Here is a 20105-nt window from a genome sequence, read left to right on the forward strand (position 1 = left end):
TCTCCTTTCTAAATTATACTTTTACAACTTGAACCTCATCTTTACCTAGTAAAATCAAGTATTTTTCTATGTTTTCAATCGAATAGGCACGAGATAAGGCTTCTCCATAGAGGGCTAACTGACCACGATAGCGGTCTATGAGTTGACTTGGTTCATTGTAATGGTCTGTCTTGTAGTCGAAAAGAACGATACGATCCTTATAAAGCAGATAGCCGTCCAAGATCCCACGAACAACGAAGTCTTCCTGATTCTTTTGATCTTTTTTGAGCATGGAGAAAGGTTGCTCGCGGTAGAGATGGTCGGTATTAGCGAGAATCTCCTGACCAAGTGGTGTTTCAAAGAAGGCGAGAATTTTAGAAAGATTGATCTTTTCCCTAACAGCTGGACTAGTTTGAACTTGTTTGAGAGTTTCTGTCAGGCTAGCAAGTGTTGGTTGTTGACCGAGGTCAATTCTCTGCATGAGTTCGTGAGTGGCACTACCAATCTCAGCTCCAGTTACCTTTTCTTTAGTTGAAAAATCAGGTAAATCAAAGCTGATCCGCTTTTCCGGTGATGGAGTTTGGTTAGCAATTTCTACCCCTTCCATATCCATGACAGGTTCGTAGAATTTCTTGATTTGGCTTGGGGTTTGAACACTTGGTAGTTCAATTGCTGCGCGGTGGAGACTATTATAAACTTCCACCTCTTTCAGCATTTCCAGAGCTTCTTTGATGGTTTCTGACTGGCGGTTGTCTGCTTGAGAGCTATCTTGTAGAGGACTCTTGTTTTCCAATTCTCCTATAGCTTCTCTAGTCAACTGGTCTTCACCAACAAAACGATAGCTAAAGTTGAGATTGTCCTTGGCAAATACTTTACTGATAGCCCAGATCCAATCTTGGAAATTTCTTGCTTGTAGTCTGGTATTGCTATCTAATTTTCCGTTATTTGCTGCTGGGTATTCTTTGGCTTCTAGCTTTTCACGAGAGCCCTTACCGACAAGATAGAGCTTTTTCTCAGCTCTCGTCATGGCAACATACAGCAGACGCATCTGCTCTGAATAGCTAGCCAGTTGCAGTTCTTTCTCATTCTGCGTATAGGTCAAGCTAGGAATGGAAAGTTTAATGGTTTTAGGATAGTGTGCTTCCACTGCTTCTGTATCTACCTTGGCAATGTATTTGACACCAAGTCCATTTTGACGGCTGAGAATGACGTCTGACATTGAGTCTTGCTTGTTGAAGTCCTGGTCCATGTTGAGGATAAAGACGTAAGGAAACTCCAGCCCTTTGCTCTTGTGAATAGTCATGAGTTCTACAGCATCTTTAGGCGGCGCGACGGCTACGCTTGCGAGGTCATGCTGAGCTTCTAAAACTTGGTCAATCATACGGATGAAACGCGACAATCCCTTGAAATTACTCTTTTCAAACTGATCAGCACGTAGCGCTAGGGCATAGAGATTGGCCTGTCTAGCAGGTCCGTTCGGCAAAGCCCCAACATAGTCATAATAAAAACGGTCGTTGTAAATCTTCCAAATCAAGTCATAGAGAGAATGGGTTTTGGCATATAAGCGCCAAGAATTCAAAATATCCATGAATTGATTTAGTTTTTCAGCTAGTTCTGTGTGAATTAACTCTTTCTGGGGAGTTGCTTGTTTTTGAGCATTGACAAGTTTCTCATAGAGATTTTCTTGGACCTTATCTTCTACTTTCTGAAGAGACAAACGTGCCAACTCGTCCTCATCAAAGCTAAACATAGGAGACTTCATAAGGGCAACCAAGGCATAGTCTTGCAGGGGATTGTGAATGACACGAAGGGTGTCCAGCATGACTTGTACTTCTAAGGATTGGAGGTAATTGTTTTGCTCGCCATCTGTTTTAACAGGAATCCCATACTCAGACAAAGCGAGGAGAATCTGATCGTTACGACTGCGACTAGAGGTCAAAAGGGCGATTTCCTTAAATGCCACACCTTTCTCCTGATGAAGCTTCAGGATTTCCTTGATGACTAGGCGCATTTCACCAGTTAGTTTCGATTCTGTTTGGCTCTCTTTCTCTTCTTTCTCCTCTTGCCCACTATCGTCCTTATCGTAGAGGAGAAATTCTGCCTTGTTTTCTGGATTAGGAGTCAGTTTGGTATTGGCAAAAACAAGCTGGTGCATGCTGTCATAGTTAATTTCGCCGACCTCTTGGTCCATAAGGCGCGAAAAAACATCATTGGTTGCTGACAGCACTTCTGAACTACTACGGAAATTTTCCTTGAGGAGAATCAACTTTCCTTCTTTAGGATTTTGCGCATAGTGTTGGAATTTTTCATTGAAAATCTGCGGATCTGCCTGACGGAAACGGTAGATAGACTGCTTGATATCTCCCACCATAAAGCGATTGTGACCATTCGACAGCAATTCCAGCATTCGTTCTTGAATGTGGTTGGTATCCTGGTACTCATCGACCATAACTTCGTGGAAGCGCTCCTGATAAGCCTCACGAACTTGCGGAAAATTCTCTAAAATCTCAATGGTGTAATGACTGATATCAGCAAATTCAAAGGCATTTTCCTGGCGTTTACGTTCACGATAAGCATTCACAAAATCACTCATAAAGGTTTGGAAGGTTTTAGCTAGATCCCAGGTGTCTTCATGATAACGCTCTTGATAGTCGAGAATGGTTATCTGATCTGACAGTTGTCCTAGTTTAGCAAACTGCGTCTTTCTCTCATCGTTATAGGCATCAGCCAGTGGTTTTAAATCGGCCTTACGACTGGAGTTAGCCAGAGCTCGACCATTTTTCTCCTTCGAGATGGCGACAACACGCGCAAGCACTGCTTGATAAGCCTGACTATCGGACTCTTGATTTAAGGAGCCAATTTGATCCAGAACCTGTTGAACAGCTTCTAAATAGGCAGCTTTTTGAAACTCCTTGGCATCGTTATCCAGATGATAACGGAAGAAACTTTCCAAGTCCCAAAGCGCTTGCTTGATTTGCTCAGTTAGTTTGTCTTTTTCATTTGCAAAGTCAGCTTTTTCAAATCCTTTGAGGAAAGAGTTGCTCAACCATTTTTGAGGACTGCTGGTGGATTGAAGGAAATCATAGATTTTGTAGACTTGCTGGCGCAGACCTCGTTCATCCTTGCCACGCCCAGCAAAGTTCTTCACCAAACAGCTAAATTTCTCTTTATTTTCACCTTGATAATGGTTTTCAAAAACTTGACGAAAGACTTCGTTTTTTAAGAGTAATTGTTCACTTTCGTTTTGTAGAATACGAAAGTTCGGTGCGATATCAATCATATAGCCATGCTTGCCAAGAAATTTTTGTGTAAAGGAGTCCATGGTACCGATGGCAGCGTTTGGCAGATCTGCCAATTGACGTCCCAAGTGTTGTTTGAGATCGACATCGTTACTTTCTTGGATTTGTTGGCTGATTTTTTTCTCCAAACGTTCTTTGAGTTCTGTAGCAGCCTTGACAGTAAAGGTCGAGATAAAGAGTTGGCTGATTTCCACACCACGCGCTAACTGATCGAGAATACGCTCTGCCATGACAAAGGTTTTCCCTGAACCAGCAGACGCTGAAACAAGGATATTTTGCCCTGCGGTATAAATGGCTTCGATTTGCTCAGCTGTTTTCTTTTGTTCCTTGTTCGAACTCGCTTCTGCTTCTTGCAGTTTTTGAATTTCTTCCTCAGTTAAAAAGGAAATGGGCTTCATCGATTCAACTCCTCTCTCATTTTTTCAAACCAAGCTTGCTTAAGTTTTTCTCCTACCAGACGCTTGCTATCAGATAAGTCTAATTTCTCAAGGAAACGGGCTTGTCCCAAGTGGTAATTGGCTTCAAAACCTGTGATAGCTTGATGCTGCTGAACGTACGGGGCAATGCTTCTGCCATTTTCGGTATAGGGATTGATAGCGAACTGGCCCTTTAAAATTTTCTCTGCTGCCTTCTTGTAAAGATGGGCATTGTAGTCCAGTAAGAGCTGGAATTCCTCGTCTGTCAGCTGATTAGCCTTGTTTTTGTTATAAAACTCTCCCAAGTGACTGCTTTCTTTCTCTAAAAAGAGTCCTTGGTATTTCATTGATTTGCTGGCTTCTGCTACTGCTACAGCCAAACTTTTAACAGCTAATAAAGATTGGACAGGTTCAGCCATTTCTAGGTACATAGCGCCGAAAAAGTTCTGCTCCCCTTCCTTTTTAAGGGCAGCAAGATAGGTTGGCAGTTGGGAATTAAGCCCATTAAAGAAATGAGGAAACTGGAACTGAGTCAGACTAGACTTGTAGTCCACCACTCCTAGCGCTCCATCAGCTTTCAAACGGTCGATTCGGTCAACCTTACCTCGCACATAGACACTGCGACCATTATCCAATTGAATAAAGGCCTGATCTTTACCACCAAATGTTGCTTCCTCTTGGATGGTTTCAATGGCTGGATTATGACGAAGGATGTGACCAGTTGTCCGAGCCACATCAAGCAGAACTTCCTTGGTAAACTGGGCTTCCAAACTTTCTTGATAAATAGCTTCAAATTCGCGTTCTTGACTAGTTTCCTTGATAGCTTGCTCCAAACGCTGGTCAAAGGAATTTTCAGCAGGCAGTTTCAAGGCACGTTCAAAAATACGGTGCAGGAAATTCCCATGACTGCGAGCATCTGGACGAAGGCGCAATTCTTCCTGCAAACCTAATACATAACGGAGGAAATAACTGTATTCATTGCGGTAAAACTCCGTCAAACCAGACGTAGACAGGTAAAACTCCTTGTCAGCGGGATAGAGAGCCTGCAAGGTCTCTTTCTCTAACGGTTTACTACTTGGACTAGTTGGGATAGCTGGATTTGTAAGACCTTTTTGATCAAGTTTTTTCCCCATCACACGCGCCAGAACCTTGACAAAGGTGACATCTTTTTTATTTTCACTTGAACCTGCCTGCTGATGATAGGCAACCAGACTAGACAAAAGACTGTGATAAGAACCCATATCATCCTTAGACAGACTTTTTTGATGAATCTTCTTCTCTATTCGGCTAAATCCAAAACTCACCAGTTCCTGAAGATAGGCCGATTCCTTGCTCTTATTTTCATTGAGGAGACTTGGAGCTGACAAAATCAACTGCTTGCGGGCAGCATTGACTAAAGAAAGCATAGTGTAGCGATTTTTCTTGAGGTTTTCACTACTTGCAATCAGTAATTGCGCTCCCTCTTCAGTCGCTTGGTTTAGGCTTTGTCGTTCTTCATCTGTCAAAAGACTGGTGTTTTGCGCGATTTTTGGCAAATGATCCTGAGTCAGCCCAACGGCGTAGACAAAGTCAGCAGTCAGAGGGGCAATCAGATCGTAACTCTGCACCAGAACGGTGTCCACAGTTGCTGGAATAGTACGGTACTGAGAAAGGCTCATCCCAGAATGAAGCAAGGACAGGAAGTCCTCTAGACTAACTTGTGAACCAGCAAAAACCGTCGCAAATTGTTCTAAAACATGGCAGAAAGCCTTCCAAACTTCGGCTTGTCTTTCCTGTTCAAGAGCTTCCATGGTAGCTGTCAATTCTTGCATCTGCTTGCTTAAAGCAGCATTTTTTAGAAAAGTATTCCACTTTTGCAAGAGATTTTCAGTCTTTTGCTTCCGACTGGCAAATAAGGTTTCAAGTGGTGATAAAATACGCAAACGAAGAGTATTTAAATGAACTAAATCAAATTTTCCATGGTGGGATTTGGTAAAGGTTTGCTGAAAAGCTGGCAAGCCATTGATGCCAAGATAGCGGAGATATTGTTCAAAAGCATCAATATCAGCCTGACTAAGGTCAGTATACAGACCAGTTCGGAGGAGATTAATCAAATCTTCCTGACGGAAACGGTAGCGTTTCAAACGCAAAATAGATTCGACATACTGAGTCAAAGGGTGGTGAGCCATGGACTCACTTCTACCAAGATAGAAAGGAATCTGGTACTGGTCAAAAATGGTTTTCAGCGATAGCTGGTAAGAAGCCACATCCCCCAGCAGAATACGGAAATTCTTGTAACTCAGTTCTGGATGGTCATGTAATTTCTGACGAATGCTACGGGCTACTAATTCCAGCTCTTCTTTTTGCGTCAAGCAGGACCAGATTTGCAGATTTTCACGGTCCTTCTCATCGATATCCAAGGTGAGTTCTGAGAAATCATAAGAAGACTCTAGCAAACGAGAGGCCTTGTCAAAACTATCCATTTTCTCATGAGTCTGAGAACGATCCTGAGCAGGTGTTTGGTATTTTGCACCCAAATGATGGAGGAATTCCACACTGGCTTGATAGAGATTCCCTTCAGTGAACGGACTGGTATAGGCTTTCTTGCTTGCATAAGCCCCAATAACAATCTCGACACCTTTTCGATGGAGCAGATCCACCACATGCTCTTCCTCAGCAGAAAAACGGGTAAATCCGTCAATGATTAAGGCAATCTGACTAAAATCACTACTTACCTTGCCATTTTCAATAGCCTCAATCAAATGGGACAACTGACTTCCCTGAGCCAACTGACCTTGATTGAGATAGGCTGTTACTTTCTCAAAAATCAAGAGTAAGTCTGCTCGCTTATTCTCATCTGTTAAACTTTCCAAGTCCAAAAAGCTCATCTGAGCAGTCGTCATCTCATGATAAAGTTCAATCAACTGCTGGATAAATTGAGGATCCTGCTTAATAGCACCATAAACTCGCAAGTCCTTGGGATCGAGTTCCGCAAGACACTTATAAAAAGCCATCCCAAGCCCGATGTCATCTAGAGTCGTCTTAGTTGGCAAATCATTCAAAACCAGGTAACGAGCCATTTGAGCAAAGCGCGTGACGGTAATCACAAAAGAAGCCTGCTGGGACAAGCATTCCAGCACGGCACGTTCCTTTTCAAATGAAAGAGAGTTGGGGGCGATGTAGAAAACCCGCTTGCCAGCAGCAACTAGCTCTTCCGCCTCTCTCGTTAAAATTTCAGTCAAAGAAGTCCGAATATCAGTATAAAGTAATTTCATCTCAGCCTCGTTTGGTTTATCAAAGTTTCTTACTCTATTATAGCAAAGTTCGCTTCACAGTCCAAATCCAAAATTCTAGTTGACAATCATTTAACTAGGAAATCAATCATACTCCATCATCCACTTTCATATGCTGAAAGATATAGAGGAAAAAGTCTTTGGAAACTTCAAAATGCCCATAGCGAAGCCGAGAAGTATAGTCTCTCCATTCAGGATGCTGTCTGGCTATTTCTATGGAGCAATCTTTGACTGGTTGATAATACTCAACATTTCGTCTAAAGGGAAAGAATCCTTCGAACTGCTCTACTTGATAGGCCTTGTCGTCTATAATTTTACCTACGGCCACAAAAGCCTGTAACTTATCTTGGCTGTTCATATCGTATTTTGGGCTATAGTATAAAAGGTAGTCACCTTTTTTCATACGATTTAAGGGGCCGCCCTTTCCATGACAGACCTGGCAAAAATTCCCTTCAACTCCTCTTAAAACATGGTTCTTCGAAACAACTCCGACCCAATATCTAGGCATTTTTATCCTCCAACTCTACTAAAAAGCGATTAAAAACTTCTCTATCTTTAGATAGTTTTTCAAAAAATTCTTCATCAACACCTTCTACTAAAGGTAAAGCTTGATTGACCTTCTCCGCGCCAGACTTCGTCACTGAGACCAGTTTTGCCCGACTATCCTTTGGATGTTGATCACGTCTAATGTAGTCCTTCTTCTCCAGTAGTCTAACAATCTGGGAAACCGTCATGACATCCATACCAGAGAACCGAGCAATATCAACTTGCGTTACATATTCCTCTCTATTGGTCAGAAACAAGAGCGAAGTCAAAACAATAAATTGGGGCAAAGTTAGATCAACTGATTTCAAGACTCTTTTTAAGTTGCTTTCCCACTTGTTGTAGACTTTGATGAAAAGAAGACCTGTAGACTCTGTTTCATCATTTTTGTAAATTGAATTAAATTGATACTTTGTCATTATTTCTCCTTAAATATTAAGTATACATATTATATAAGAATTTATTTTGTTTTTCAAGAAAAGGAAAGCCGAATTTTACAATTCTGTCGGACATTTCATAGTCTATATGCTATAATAAAAGCAAAACACCTAGAAAAGGAAGTCTTATGATTAAACTACTAGCCTTGGATATGGACGGAACCCTCCTCAATGAAGCCAAGGAAATCCCACAAGCCCACATTACTGCCATTCATCAAGCTATTGAAAAGGGGGGCAAACTGGTTCTCTGTACGGGTCGACCGCTTTTCGGTGTTCTTCCTTATTACAAAAAACTGGGGCTTGATCTCCAGAATGAGTATGTCATTGTCAATAACGGTTGCTCAACTCACCAAACCAGTGACTGGAGTCTAGTTGACTGGCAAGAACTTAGTCCAGCTGACATTGAATACCTCTATGACCTGGCTGAAAAAAGCGATGTCCAGTTGACTCTTTTTGATGAAGAACATTATTTTGTCCTCGGTGGTAAGCCTAATCAAATCGTTCAAAATGATGCCAAACTTGTTTTTTCAGACCTGACTGAAATTTCCCTTGAGGAAGCTACCGGTGGTAAGTATCGCATGTTCCAAGGAATGTTTTTGGGTACCAAAGAGCAAACAGATGATTTTGAGCAGCGTTTTGCCAAGGAGCTCTGCCAACGATTTAGCGGCGTTCGTTCGCAGCCTGTCATTTACGAAGCTATGCCGCTTGGAACGACCAAGGCTACTGCTCTTTCGCGACTAGCAGCGATCTTGAAGATCGAGCCCTCAGAAATTATGGCCATGGGCGATGCCAATAACGATATCGAAATGCTTCAGTTTGCAGGGCTTGGCATTGCTATGGGAAATGCCAGTGATTATGTCAAATCCTTAGCCAATGACGTTACAGCTAGCAACGAAGAAGACGGCGTTGCGCGTGCCATTGAGAAGTATATTTTATAATTGAGAAGCCCAGTTCATGTCAACTGGGTTTTGTTTCTTTTAAGAATTACAAAACTTTAGAAACTCTTTAGAATTACTTGATGTTTCTTTGATTTCTATACCTTATACTAAAGTTAGAAAAATAAATCAAAAGGAGAAAATCATGAAAACAGTACTCGAAATTCATGGACTGACCAAACAATTCGGCCAACAAGCTATTCTTCAAGATCTTAGTCTAACCATAAAAGAGGGAGATATTTATGGTCTAATTGGAAAAAATGGAGCAGGTAAAACTACTCTTATTAAAATCATTACACAATTATTGTTTGCGGACAAAGGTACAGTTTCTCTCTTTTCTAGCAAAGAAGAAAATGAGTGGACCAAGGCTTTATCTCGAGTGGGTTCTGTTATCGAATCACCTGTAGCCCATAATCACTTAACAGCCTACCAGAATCTGAAATATTATTGTATGATTCGTCATATTCCAAATGCTGATAAGGTGATTCATGAGACCTTGGACTATGTTGGCTTGTCAGATACAGGGAAAAAAGTCTTTCGTGATTTCTCACTAGGAATGAAACAAAGACTTGGCATTGCTATTGCCCTCCTATCAAAACCCGACTTCCTGATTCTTGATGAACCTATTAATGGTCTCGATCCGATTGGAATCAAAGAATTTCGTCTCATGATCCAGCGACTCAATCAAGAAAAAGGCATAACTATACTCATCTCTAGTCATATCTTGTCAGAACTCTATCTTTTAGCTAATCGCTTTGGAATTTTGGATCAAGGTAAGATTATCCGTGAAATCAGTAAAGCTGAGTTTGAAACACTGAGCGAGGATTATATTGTGCTTAAAACAAGCGACAAAGAAAGAGCTTGTCAGGTATTGAAAGAACAAATCAAGCTCCAGTTTAAGGTTGTAAACCCTGAAAATGAAATCCATATCTTTGGTAATGAACAAGATGTCAAACAGATTCTCAAGCAACTAACTTTGGCTGATGTTGCTATTGATGAGATTTACTTTGCCCGTCAAAACCTAGAAGAATACTTCACCCAATTGGTAGAATAGGAGAAAAATCATGATACATACCATTCAAGCAGATTTTTACCGTCTTTTCCGCTCCAAAGGATTCTGGATTACAGAATTCATTCTCTTTATACTTATGTTACTGGGTGCTACTATTGGTGCTACAGGACATCTAATGGCAGTAGATACAACACCACCAGAGACTCCAACCCATGGTTGGGACGGCGTTCAAGCTCTTATCAACACGTCTAGCAATGGTTCAAACCTCGTTTTTCTCTGCATTGTTCTAGCATGTCTCGTTCTCGGAGTTGATCTAATCGGTAAGCTTTATAAAAATAGTTTGACAGTCGGCGTTTCTCGTACAGAATTTTTCCTTGCTAAATCCTTTGTACTAGCAAGTATCGCTCTCTTGCAGCTCATCGCCAGCCTTGTGATTGCTTTTGTTCCTTCAACTCTACTAAACGGACTTGGTACGATGCCTGATGGTTTTATTACAAACCTCCTCTTAACGATTTTCCTTCAATTTCTCTGCCTTCTCGCCTGGCTTTCGATTGTTTCCTTCATTCTCTATGTGACTCACTCCTATCTTGCCGTATTTATCGGCTATCTGGTCAGCTCTATCATCCTTTCTGTGCCAATGCTTATTTTTCCAAATATCGCAATTTTACGATATCTGAGCTTAAATTTTGCCTATGCCATGACTGCTGATAGTCAATCCGTTCTCTATACCATTACGGTTTGCATCGCTATCATACTTTTCTTCTCTCTTAGCGGCCTTACCGTTTTCAAGAAGAAGAGCTTATAAAAAGGACCTCCTCTAGGATATAGAGGAGGTTTCTTCTGTTAAAGATAAATAAAGACTGAAAACCATTCTCCATCAGTGGCTAGCTTCATTTCCGCTCCAAGAAGATGAACCAATTCCTCAGTAATATAGAGACCTAAACCAGAGGATTCTTCGGTATCTGACATATTTTCAGAATAAAAACGATTGCTGAGATTGTCTATATTCTTGATAGATTTTTTGACAAGATTATCAATTTCCAAAACAAGCCTATTGTCTTCCTTTTTCAAAGAAAGTCGAGCCTTCTCCTTGCCGTGCTTGAGAACATTTCCAAGGAGGTTTTGTATAATTCGATCAAGCAAGTCCTCATCAGTCGTCGTTTTCAATCCAGGTTCAACGTTAAAATCAAGAACAATCTGTGAAGATTGAAAAACGTCGTAATAAGCTAAAGTCTTTTTTGTTATAAAAGTTGATAAATCAAGTTCTTCCAGTTTCGGTTTGACTGCTCCTTCCATCAAATGACGGTATTCAAGGAGGGCCTCCAACCGTTTGGAAACCAAATCCTGATGATGGGCTATTTTATTTAAGGTTTCTGAACTATTATCGGGATGTTTTATTAGTTGCTGAGTATATCCTGATGCGATTGTCAAAGGTGTCCGAATATCATGAGCAATGTTACTGATTGCCATATCTAGGGTGCGTTTTTCACGCTTCATGATTAGTTGGTTGTGCTCCACTTCTTGAAATAGATTCTCAATTTGGTTATGTAGACGCAAAATGGTCTTTGAAAAGAAATTTACCCCGATCCTCTTCATGCTACCAGAGCGAATCTTTTCTTCGATTTGTCTGCTTAAATCTCTAACTGTTAGATGATAGCGAATCAAAGAAACTGATAAAATGATGTTAATGAGGAGCAATATTGATAATAAAATATACATCATTGCTTGTCTCCTTTTAATCGTACACCAACTCCCCAAATGGTTTCGATGTATTCGTCATTTGGATCCAGTTGATGCAGTTTTTTACGGAGATTGCTTAGATGAGTGTTGAGCGTATTATCTCCAGGCAGGTAACTTTCTTCCCAAATCAATTCATAGAGTTCTTCCTTGGTGAAGATCTTTTTAGGATGATGGAGCAAGATTTGGAAAATTTGACACTCTTTCTTTGCAAGGCGAATCGTTTCAGTTGCGCAACTTATTTCAAAACTATCCGCATCAAACTGGATATTTTTTAAGTTTTGTAGGAGATTTTCAGTTTTTCTCTGGTTTTCTGACTGATGTTCACCGCTTTGGCGTAACTGCACAGTAACTCTAGCAAAGACTTCGTTCAAATCAAAAGGTTTTACTATGTAATCATTGGCACCGTCTAAGAGATATTGGCTGATAAGCTTTTTATCACTTAAAGCAGTGAGCATGATAACTGGTGTCTGACCAGTTTCTCGAATGGCTTGCAAGACTTGGTCGCCATTTTTCCCAGGGAGCATGATATCTAGCAAGACGAGATCGATGCCACCTTTGTCAAATTGCATGATACCTTCTGTTCCAGAAAATGCTTGAATCACCTCGTGTTCCTCTGCAAGAAGGGTTCTTAAGATTTCCTGGATTTCATTATTATCTTCAACTACAAGTATGTTCGCCATAAACCTCGTCCTTTCTAAACTATTATAACATGTTTTGTTAGGATTTCCAGATACAGAAAAGCTCCTCTCACATTTTAAGCAAGAAGGAGCTAATGAATATTGAATCTACTTAAGCAAATAAGCAATCAGAGTTATAATCCATAGATGAGCTGGGTAGAAAATATAAAAGAAATATTTACTCCAACTGGTTTCTTTTCCTCGCTGTCCATTATAAAGTGCCATAAAAGGAAATACGGTGATAAAGAGCCAGTCAGAATTGTAAAGCATCATTTCCAGTGTTTGGTACCATGTGTCGTAGATTTGGATGGAAGTCACTAACAAGAAGGCCCACAGAAAGGCATATAGGAGATTTCGCAAGCCCTTGCGATTTCGACAAGAGTAACTAATCAAGAGAAATGGTAGCATGGTGATACCACCCTCGGTAAAAAGACAACCGAAAATCAAGAGACCAGCAACCCCAATCCGACGCCACAACTTCTCTTTTTTATCCAGCTCTTTTCTGGGAAAACCAAGCCAAAGCATGGTAACACCGATGGCCAAAGTCAGGAAAATGTTATTATTGACCATTACTCCTTTGGATGCAAATAAGGCATTGAGAAGGCTATTTCCAGCAAACATGATAAGTGCCCAAGACCAAAGGCGGATGAGGTAGTCTTTCAAATTTCGAGTATGGATGAATCCTTCCATAGCCATATACGCAAACCAAACTCCCACACAACGGGTCATAGCGTGAAAGATACCTTCCCACAAAGGAGAAACGATTCCTGTAATATGCGGGATATGGTCTAGAACCATTACTGCCGCCATCAGATACTTCAACTGCGTTGCATTCCATTTTTTCATAATAAACCTCTTTCTTTTTGATCTACATAGAGTATAGCATACATTTCCACGTATAATCGTACACCCATCTTACATTTAAAAAGCCTATCTTACATTTTTGTAAGACAGGCGTGAATATCAAAAGTTTATTATAAAATTTACCTTCTAGTCCGTAATTCGTTGGTACATTTCTGGTCTTCTATCACGAAACAGTCCCCAGTTTAGGCGTTCGCTTGCTCCCTTGTCAAGGTCATAAGTTGCTAACAGAACAGCTTCTCCTTGTCTTTCAGCTCTCTCTAGAATAGCTCCTGTTTCATCCGTCATAAAGGAGGAACCATAGAAGTCAAGACTAGAACTCTGTCCACCATTTTCCTCACTAGGAGTGACTTCTTCCAAACCGTAACGATTGGCTGCAATGACTGGGACAATATTTGCTGCTGCGTGCCCTTGCATAGTACGTTGCCAGTGACCACAACTATCTGTATCCAAAATCGGTTCCGAACCTATAGCTGTTGGGTAAAAGAGTAATTCTGCCCCATTCAACGCAAGACAGCGCGCTGTTTCAGGGAACCATTGATCCCAACAGATGCCAATCCCAATCTTAGCGTAGCGAGTATCCCAGACCTTGAAACCAGTGTTGCCAGGCGTGAAATAGAACTTTTCTTGATAATAATGGTCATCTGGTATGTGGGTCTTCCGATAAACACCCAGCACCTCTCCATCTGCATCAATGACGGCGATTGAGTTATACAAGACATTGCCATCTTTTTCGTAGAAACTAATCGGTAGAACAACCTGTAGTTCCTTAGCAGTCACTTTAAAATGTTGAATGGCTGTATTTTCTGTCACTGACTGAGCATATTGGTAGTAGTCATACTGGCGTTCCTGACAGAAATAGGGGCGTTCAAACAACTCCGGTAAGAGAATGATTTGTGCGCCTTGTTCTGCAGCCTGATGTACTAAACGCTCTGCGGTTTGGATATTTGTTGCTACATCCTTAGCACATTGCATCTGAATCGCTGCAACTCTAACATTTCTCATCTTTTTCTCCTATTCTGGGATTTGTTGGGTGATACAGTGGATATTGCCACCACCTAAGAGAATATCTCTGGCTGGTATTCCTACGACTTTACGGTCTGGAAAACACTCGCTGAGGATATCTAGGGCCACTTGGTCATTGACATCCTCAAACTGTGGAACCAAGACAGACTTGTTGGCAATATAAAAATTGACATAGGAAGCTGCAAGACGTTCACCTGCATAACGCTCTTCTTCCCCTTCTTCATAGATGTAGCCTGGCAAATCCTCTTCGGTTACAACTTGATGAAGCGCTGGGATTGGCAATTTATGAATAGTGAAGGGACGACCTTTTGCATCCGTTTCCTTCTCTAAAAGAGCTAAATCAGCTACAGACATAGCATACTGGGGATCGTTCTGGTCATCTGTCCAAGCCAAGACAAGTTCTGCAGGACCTACAAAGGCTACAACATTATCAACGTGTTCATTGGTTTCGTCCTGATAAATACCATAAGGAAGCCAGATAACTTTTTCAGCGCCAAGATAGTTCAATAATCTTCTCTCGATTTCCTCTTTACTGAGATGAGGATTGCGACCAGCGCTCAGAAGGCAACTTTCAGTCACAAGAATGGTTCCTTGACCGTCACTGTGTATGGCTCCGCCTTCCAGTACAAAAGGTTTAGCATCGTAAACAGGCATTTCCAACGCCTCAGCAAAGCGACTGGCTACTTGGTCATCATCTTCATAATCTTGGTAGAGGCCATCGACTGCACCACCCCAGGCATTGAAAGACCAGTCTACTGCCAACTTTTCTCTTTTATCATTGACGAGAATGGTCGGACCCGTATCACGCGCCCATGCATCATTTGTCGGAATATCTAAATAAACAACCTTGTCTCCAAGATAAGATTGGGCTTCAGATAGATGGGCCTGATCCACCAAGAGATAGACTCTTTCCCCTTCTGCTATGTTTTTTATAATTTGGCTAAATGCTCTTTTGGCAGCCTTTCCTTGAAAGGGCCATGAACCTGGTCGAGTTGGCCATATCATGAGGGTGCCATGATGGGGCTCGTATTCTGCTGGCATGCGATAGCCTAATTTTTTGGGACTGTCCATCATGATAATCTCCCTTTAAAATCTTGATAGCCAAAGGATTTGACTAAGCTACATTCTCCCTGTTCGTCCATAAGATAGAGACTTGGCAATCCAATACCATTAAAGGTATTGTTTTTGACAAATGAGTAAATAGCCATATCTTCAAAATAAAGTCTATCACCTATTTGGACTGGATTTTCAAAACTATAATCTCCAATCACATCACCCGTCAGACAGGTATTGGAAGAAAGTCTATAGGTATGGGCTTTTTCCTGCGGTTCAAATCCATTTCTCAAAGGTGGACGATAGGGCATCTCAAGTACATCTGGCATATGGCAGGTCGCAGAGGCATCTAAAACCAAGATATCCATACCGTTTTCTACAATATCCAATACTTCCGTCGCTAGATAACCTGCATTAAGCGCAATAGCTTCACCCGGCTCGATATAGACTTCAAGATTGTAAGTATCTCGGATACGCTTGATTTCAGAAATTAGCAAATCCACATCGTAATCTTCTCTTGTGATGTGGTGTCCTCCACCCATATTGAGCCATTTAACCTCATGTAAATAAGGACCAAACTGCTCTTCTACTGCTTTCAAAGTTGTCTCTAAATCATCTGAACCTTGCTCGCAAAGGGTATGAAAATGAAGGCCATCAACTAGATCCAGCAAATCACTTGGTATCTTGTCTAAGGTAACTCCAAACCGAGAGCCAGGCGCACAAGGGTCGTAGAGCGCGTGATCTCCCTGAGTTGAACACTGAGGATTGATACGCAAACCGACACTGATACCAGCCGCTCGAAAACGAGCCCCATGCTTACGCAACTGTCTCTCCGAGTTAAAGACGATATGGTCCGTTATCTCAAGCAATTCCTCCAAGTCCGCATCCTTGAAGGCTGGCGCAAAGACATGGACTTCTCCCGGGAACTCTTCTCTAGCTAACTTGGCCTCGTAGAGACCACTAGCCGTCGTACCTGACAGATACTGGCTAATCAAGGGATAGGTTTTGTAAAGAGAATATGCCTTCTGGGCAAGCAAAACCTTGCAACCAGCTTCTTCTTGTACATATTGTAGGATACGGCAATTGGCTTCTAACTTGGCCAAGTCAATGACATAAGCTGGTGTTGGTACTTGTTCTAGCTTCATTAGTCCACCATTTGCGGATTTTCAACCACAACCCAAGGCAAACCGTACTCATTCAAAGCTTCCATGAATGGATCTGGATCCAATTCTTCAAGGTTGTAAACTCCAGGTTGTTTCCAGGTTCCGTTCATAACCAATTTTGTCCCAATCATTGCTGGAACGCCTGTCGTGTAAGAAATAGCTTGTGAACCAACCTCTGCGTAACATTCCTGATGGTCGCAAACATTGTAGATGTAAATGGTCTTTTCAACACCGTCTTTGATTCCTGTAAAGATACATCCAATATTTGTTTTTCCAACTGTGCGTGGACCAAGGCTGGCTGGATCTGGAAGCAAGGCTTTTAAGAATTGAATCGGAACGATGTCTTGTCCATTAAAGTTAATGGTATCCGTGCGAAGGAGACCAACGTTTTCCAAGCATTTCATGTGCGTTAGATAAGATTGGCCGAAGGTCATAAAGAAACGAATCCGTTTGACACCTGGAATGTTTTTCGCCAGTGATTCGATTTCTTCATGGTGAAGGAGATACATATCTTTTTGTCCAACTTGAGGGAAATCATACTCACGCTTGATAGACATAGCTTCGACTTCGACCCATTTTCCATCTTCCCAGTAAGAACCCGGCGCAGAAACCTCGCGGAGATTGATTTCTGGGTTAAAGTTTGTCGCAAATGGATAACCGTGGTCACCACCATTACAGTCTAAAATGTCGATATAGTGGATTTCATCAAAGTAATGTTTGAGAGCATAGGCTGAAAAGACACTAGTCACACCTGGGTCAAAACCAGATCCAAGCAGAGCTGTCAAGCCTGCTTCTTTGAATTTTTCCTGATAATCCCATTGCCATGAGTAGTCAAAGTAAGCTGTAAAACCAAGTTCCTTACAACGTTTCTCATAAATAGCACGCCATTCAGGGTCTTCTGTATCTTCAGCCTCATAGTTGGCAGTATCGATATAGTGGACACCTGTCGCCAAACAAGCATCCATAATGGTTAAATCTTGATATGGTAGCGCCACGTTCAAAACAGCTTCTGGCTTGTAGCTTTCGATCAAGGCAGTGACTTCTTCTACCTTGTCAGCATCAAGAGCAGCTGTCTCAATCTTTGTACTTGTTTTGTCTTCTAATTTAGCCTTCAAGTCATCGCATTTTGACTTGGTGCGGCTAGCAATCATAATCTCTGTAAAGGTTTCGCTATCTTGGCAAATCTTTGAAATAGCAACTTGGGCAACGCCCCCACATCCGATAACTAATAAACGACTCATTTTTTTCCTTCCTCTTCTTCTAAAATATCCTCAACATACTTAGGCAACATAAAGGCTCCCACATGTAAGTTTGCAGTATAGTATTCTGTGAAAAGCTGGCGTTTTTTCCAGCCTTCCTTGTCAAAATCTTTGATAGGGTGGTATTTTTTCGATGCAAATCCAAACAACCAATATCCAGCTGGACTGGTTGGGATATGAGCCTGATAGACCCGACTGATTGGAAATGCTTGATTGACCTTGCGGTGCATGCTTCGGCATGCTGACTCATCCTCGTCAAAGAAGGGACTCCCATGCTGATAGATCATGATTCCGTCTTCTTTCAAGGCCCTGTAACTGTTTCCGTAAAATTCCTTGGTAAAGAGCCCTTCCGTATGTCCAAATGGATCTGTTGCATCGTTGATGATAATATCGTAGTCATCTTCACAGTTTCGTAAAAATCGTAGTCCATTTTGGTAGTAAATGGTGACACGAGGATCATCTAGCCCCGCAGCAAAGTCTGGAAAATACTCACGACAGACCTCAACCAACATCTCATCTGGTTCCACAATATCGATTTGTTCCAATTCTGGATACAGTGTCAAAACTTGGGCAACACCACCGTCTCCACCTCCAATAACCAAGACTTTCTTGGGATTTGGGTGGACAGCCATGGGAACGTGGACGGTCATTTCGTTGTAGACAAAATCATCCGCATCTGAAAACAAGACATGGCCATTTAAGATTAGTATTTTCCCAAAAGCTGGTGTATCCAAGACTTCGATATCCTGCCATTCACTTTTTCCAGCATAGAGTTGCTTGGCAGTTCTCAAAGATAATTTCACATCTGGAGTATGAACTTCAGAAAACCATAAATCCATCTAGTTCTCCTTTCTCTTAATGACGTTGATGTGATTGACCTCTGGATCTTCCGTTCCTTGGAGGGAACAACCACGTTCCTTGGCAAATTGGATATAATCCACAATCTCTCGTGTAATCCGTTCACCTGGTGCTAGGATTGGGATGCCTGGAGGATAGCACATGACAAATTCCCCACAGACCTGTCCAACCGACGCATCCAAGGTCAAACTTCTTCTCTCTGAATAAAAGGCTTCCTGAGGAGATAGGACCAACTCAGGCTGGATATATTCTCCAGCAATCAAATCTTTTCCATCTCTTGAGTATAGTCTCTTGATATCCGCCAAAGCACCGACCAGACGCTCAATGTCTTGGATGCGGTCACCGATTGAAATATAGGCCAATATATTGCCAATATCCCCGAATTCAATCTGAATATCGTATTCGTCTCGTAAGAGGTCATAAACCTCTATCCCTGTTAGCCCAATACCCTGAGTGTAAACTGACAGCTTGGTTACATCAAAATCACAGACTGACACACCGTCTATTAACTCTTTTGAGTAGGCATAATAACCACCGATAGCATTGATTTCACGACGAGCATACTCAGATAGTTCAATAACCTTTTCAAAAGACTCTTTGCCACGAAGGGCTAAGTTCCGTCGAGAAATATCCAAACTAGCCATCAACAAGTAAGAGGCGGATGTAGACTGGGTCAGGTTGATGATCTGACGAACGTACTCAGGATTCATCTGTTCCCCGATAAGCAGGATGGAACTTTGAGTCAAACTCCCACCAGACTTATGCATAGAGACCGCCGCCATATCAGCGCCAGCATCCATAGCAGACAGTGGCAATTTGTCTGTAAAATGCAAATGCGCTCCATGGGCTTCATCCACTAAAACCAGCATGCCCGCTTCATGACCCATTTCCGTTAAACCCTTGAGGTCTGAACAAATCCCATAGTAGGTAGGATTGTTTATTAGGATAGCCTTAGCATCTGGATGTTCCTTTATGGCCTGGGCAACCCGGTCATTTTCAAAACCTAAAGCGATGCCGATTTTAGGATCCACACTCATCTCGATATAGATGGGAATGGCACCACATAGAACCAACGCATTGATGGCAGATTTGTGGACATTTCGTGGCAGAATAATCTTATCTCCCGCCTTACAAGTCGAAAGAATCATGGTCTGCACGGAAGAAGTTGTCCCACCAATCATGAGAAAGGCATGGGCTGCACCAAAAGCATCCGCAGCCAACTCCTCTGCATCCCGAATAATCGAAATGGGATGGCCGAGATTATCCAAGGGTTTCATCGAATTGACATCAATGCCAACACATTTTTCCCCTAATAGTTCAACAAGTTCTGGATTTCCCCGCCCACGCTTGTGACCTGGCACATCAAAGGGGACAATCCTTTTCTTGCGTAGTTTGACCAAAGCCTCGTAAATTGGGGCTTGGTTTTGATCTAACTTCTTCAAGACATACTCCTTTACCATATTTTTAGCACCACAAGAAGATAAAGGTGACTAAAGGTTGACTTATGAAAAAAGAGCAGGTTTTCACCTGCTCTGCAATCTTCTGACGTGTTTATTTTGGTTTCTGTTGAGTATG

The 20105-nt window shown here is 41.8% G+C and carries 16 protein-coding genes; 3 read left to right on the forward strand and 13 right to left on the reverse strand.

What is annotated here, in order from left to right:
* Positions 1-13 precede the first annotated feature (13 nt).
* The 4 genes from addA to HMPREF1149_RS03115 form a co-directional block, all read right to left on the reverse strand.
* Positions 14-3676 carry a helicase-exonuclease AddAB subunit AddA gene (gene addA, locus HMPREF1149_RS03100; RefSeq protein ID WP_000802720.1) on the reverse strand — a complete coding sequence of 1221 codons (3663 nt, stop codon included), beginning with the start codon at positions 3674-3676 and terminating at the stop codon, positions 14-16.
* Complete coding sequence (gene rexB / locus HMPREF1149_RS03105; protein ID WP_000772370.1) at positions 3673-6948, reverse strand: ATP-dependent nuclease subunit B; 3276 nt, start codon at positions 6946-6948, stop codon at positions 3673-3675. The genes addA and rexB overlap by 4 nt, the downstream gene beginning before the upstream one ends.
* A gap of 106 nt (positions 6949-7054) precedes the next feature.
* Entirely contained in the window at positions 7055-7474 is a 420-nt protein-coding gene (locus tag HMPREF1149_RS03110) for an EVE domain-containing protein (RefSeq protein WP_001138500.1), read from the reverse strand.
* Positions 7467-7928 carry a MarR family winged helix-turn-helix transcriptional regulator gene (locus tag HMPREF1149_RS03115; RefSeq protein ID WP_000170552.1) on the reverse strand — a complete coding sequence of 154 codons (462 nt, stop codon included), beginning with the start codon at positions 7926-7928 and terminating at the stop codon, positions 7467-7469. Before HMPREF1149_RS03115 ends, HMPREF1149_RS03110 begins: the two co-directional genes overlap by 8 nt.
* Positions 7929-8074: 146 nt before the next feature.
* On the opposite strand from HMPREF1149_RS03115, the gene HMPREF1149_RS03120 reads away from it, so the two are divergent.
* The 3 genes from HMPREF1149_RS03120 (at position 8075) to HMPREF1149_RS03130 (ending at position 10698) form a co-directional block, all read left to right on the forward strand.
* Positions 8075-8884 carry a Cof-type HAD-IIB family hydrolase gene (locus HMPREF1149_RS03120; protein WP_000593580.1) on the forward strand — a complete coding sequence of 270 codons (810 nt, stop codon included), beginning with the start codon at positions 8075-8077 and terminating at the stop codon, positions 8882-8884.
* A 142-nt stretch (positions 8885-9026) separates the two neighbouring features.
* Positions 9027-9935 (forward strand): ATP-binding cassette domain-containing protein, encoded by a 909-nt coding sequence (locus HMPREF1149_RS03125; protein ID WP_000859677.1) that lies wholly within the window; start codon positions 9027-9029, stop codon positions 9933-9935.
* A gap of 10 nt (positions 9936-9945) precedes the next feature.
* The gene (locus tag HMPREF1149_RS03130; RefSeq protein WP_000581956.1) at positions 9946-10698 is read left to right on the forward strand and encodes an ABC transporter permease; all 753 of its coding nucleotides are present in this window, start codon (positions 9946-9948) and stop codon (positions 10696-10698) included.
* A 38-nt stretch (positions 10699-10736) separates the two neighbouring features.
* On the opposite strand, the gene HMPREF1149_RS03135 is transcribed toward HMPREF1149_RS03130, so the two are convergent.
* The 9 genes from HMPREF1149_RS03135 to HMPREF1149_RS03175 all read right to left on the reverse strand — a co-directional run bounded on the left by HMPREF1149_RS03135 (position 10737) and on the right by HMPREF1149_RS03175 (position 19972).
* Entirely contained in the window at positions 10737-11615 is an 879-nt protein-coding gene (locus tag HMPREF1149_RS03135; protein WP_000990194.1) for a sensor histidine kinase, read from the reverse strand.
* Positions 11612-12313 carry a response regulator transcription factor gene (locus tag HMPREF1149_RS03140; RefSeq protein WP_001284148.1) on the reverse strand — a complete coding sequence of 234 codons (702 nt, stop codon included), beginning with the start codon at positions 12311-12313 and terminating at the stop codon, positions 11612-11614. Before HMPREF1149_RS03140 ends, HMPREF1149_RS03135 begins: the two co-directional genes overlap by 4 nt.
* Positions 12314-12418: 105 nt before the next feature.
* On the reverse strand, positions 12419-13156 hold the full coding sequence (locus tag HMPREF1149_RS03145; RefSeq protein ID WP_000759212.1) for a TraX family protein: 738 nt from the start codon (positions 13154-13156) through the stop codon (positions 12419-12421).
* Between the two features lie 144 nt (positions 13157-13300).
* Positions 13301-14176, reverse strand: coding sequence for an N-carbamoylputrescine amidase (gene aguB, locus HMPREF1149_RS03150; RefSeq protein WP_001246732.1), 876 nt, complete (start codon positions 14174-14176; stop codon positions 13301-13303).
* A gap of 9 nt (positions 14177-14185) precedes the next feature.
* Entirely contained in the window at positions 14186-15271 is a 1086-nt protein-coding gene (gene aguA, locus HMPREF1149_RS03155) for an agmatine deiminase (RefSeq protein ID WP_000969479.1), read from the reverse strand.
* Complete coding sequence (gene nspC, locus HMPREF1149_RS03160; protein ID WP_000764356.1) at positions 15268-16395, reverse strand: carboxynorspermidine decarboxylase; 1128 nt, start codon at positions 16393-16395, stop codon at positions 15268-15270. Before nspC ends, aguA begins: the two co-directional genes overlap by 4 nt.
* Positions 16395-17654 carry a saccharopine dehydrogenase family protein gene (locus tag HMPREF1149_RS03165; RefSeq protein WP_000088755.1) on the reverse strand — a complete coding sequence of 420 codons (1260 nt, stop codon included), beginning with the start codon at positions 17652-17654 and terminating at the stop codon, positions 16395-16397. Before HMPREF1149_RS03165 ends, nspC begins: the two co-directional genes overlap by 1 nt.
* Positions 17651-18511: a polyamine aminopropyltransferase gene (gene speE, locus HMPREF1149_RS03170; protein WP_000366710.1), complete on the reverse strand. Its 861-nt coding sequence runs from the start codon at positions 18509-18511 to the stop codon at positions 17651-17653. Before speE ends, HMPREF1149_RS03165 begins: the two co-directional genes overlap by 4 nt.
* Entirely contained in the window at positions 18512-19972 is a 1461-nt protein-coding gene (locus tag HMPREF1149_RS03175) for an aminotransferase class I/II-fold pyridoxal phosphate-dependent enzyme (RefSeq protein ID WP_000732143.1), read from the reverse strand.
* Positions 19973-20105 lie beyond the last annotated feature (133 nt).

The sequence above is a fragment of the Streptococcus sp. BS35b genome (assembly GCF_000286475.1).
Classification (GTDB): domain Bacteria; phylum Bacillota; class Bacilli; order Lactobacillales; family Streptococcaceae; genus Streptococcus; species Streptococcus oralis_W.

Coding starts and splice junctions, on each gene's coding strand:
- HMPREF1149_RS03120 (WP_000593580.1), top strand. CDS start 8,075: ATGATTAAACTACTAGCCTTGGATATGGACGGAACCCTCCTCAATGAA.
- aguB (WP_001246732.1), bottom strand. CDS start 14,176: ATGAGAAATGTTAGAGTTGCAGCGATTCAGATGCAATGTGCTAAGGAT.
- HMPREF1149_RS03125 (WP_000859677.1), top strand. CDS start 9,027: ATGAAAACAGTACTCGAAATTCATGGACTGACCAAACAATTCGGCCAA.
- nspC (WP_000764356.1), bottom strand. CDS start 16,395: ATGAAGCTAGAACAAGTACCAACACCAGCTTATGTCATTGACTTGGCC.
- HMPREF1149_RS03165 (WP_000088755.1), bottom strand. CDS start 17,654: ATGAGTCGTTTATTAGTTATCGGATGTGGGGGCGTTGCCCAAGTTGCT.
- HMPREF1149_RS03130 (WP_000581956.1), top strand. CDS start 9,946: ATGATACATACCATTCAAGCAGATTTTTACCGTCTTTTCCGCTCCAAA.
- HMPREF1149_RS03115 (WP_000170552.1), bottom strand. CDS start 7,928: ATGACAAAGTATCAATTTAATTCAATTTACAAAAATGATGAAACAGAG.
- HMPREF1149_RS03135 (WP_000990194.1), bottom strand. CDS start 11,615: ATGATGTATATTTTATTATCAATATTGCTCCTCATTAACATCATTTTA.
- HMPREF1149_RS03145 (WP_000759212.1), bottom strand. CDS start 13,156: ATGAAAAAATGGAATGCAACGCAGTTGAAGTATCTGATGGCGGCAGTA.
- HMPREF1149_RS03140 (WP_001284148.1), bottom strand. CDS start 12,313: ATGGCGAACATACTTGTAGTTGAAGATAATAATGAAATCCAGGAAATC.
- addA (WP_000802720.1), bottom strand. CDS start 3,676: ATGAAGCCCATTTCCTTTTTAACTGAGGAAGAAATTCAAAAACTGCAA.
- HMPREF1149_RS03110 (WP_001138500.1), bottom strand. CDS start 7,474: ATGCCTAGATATTGGGTCGGAGTTGTTTCGAAGAACCATGTTTTAAGA.
- speE (WP_000366710.1), bottom strand. CDS start 18,511: ATGGATTTATGGTTTTCTGAAGTTCATACTCCAGATGTGAAATTATCT.
- rexB (WP_000772370.1), bottom strand. CDS start 6,948: ATGAAATTACTTTATACTGATATTCGGACTTCTTTGACTGAAATTTTA.
- aguA (WP_000969479.1), bottom strand. CDS start 15,271: ATGATGGACAGTCCCAAAAAATTAGGCTATCGCATGCCAGCAGAATAC.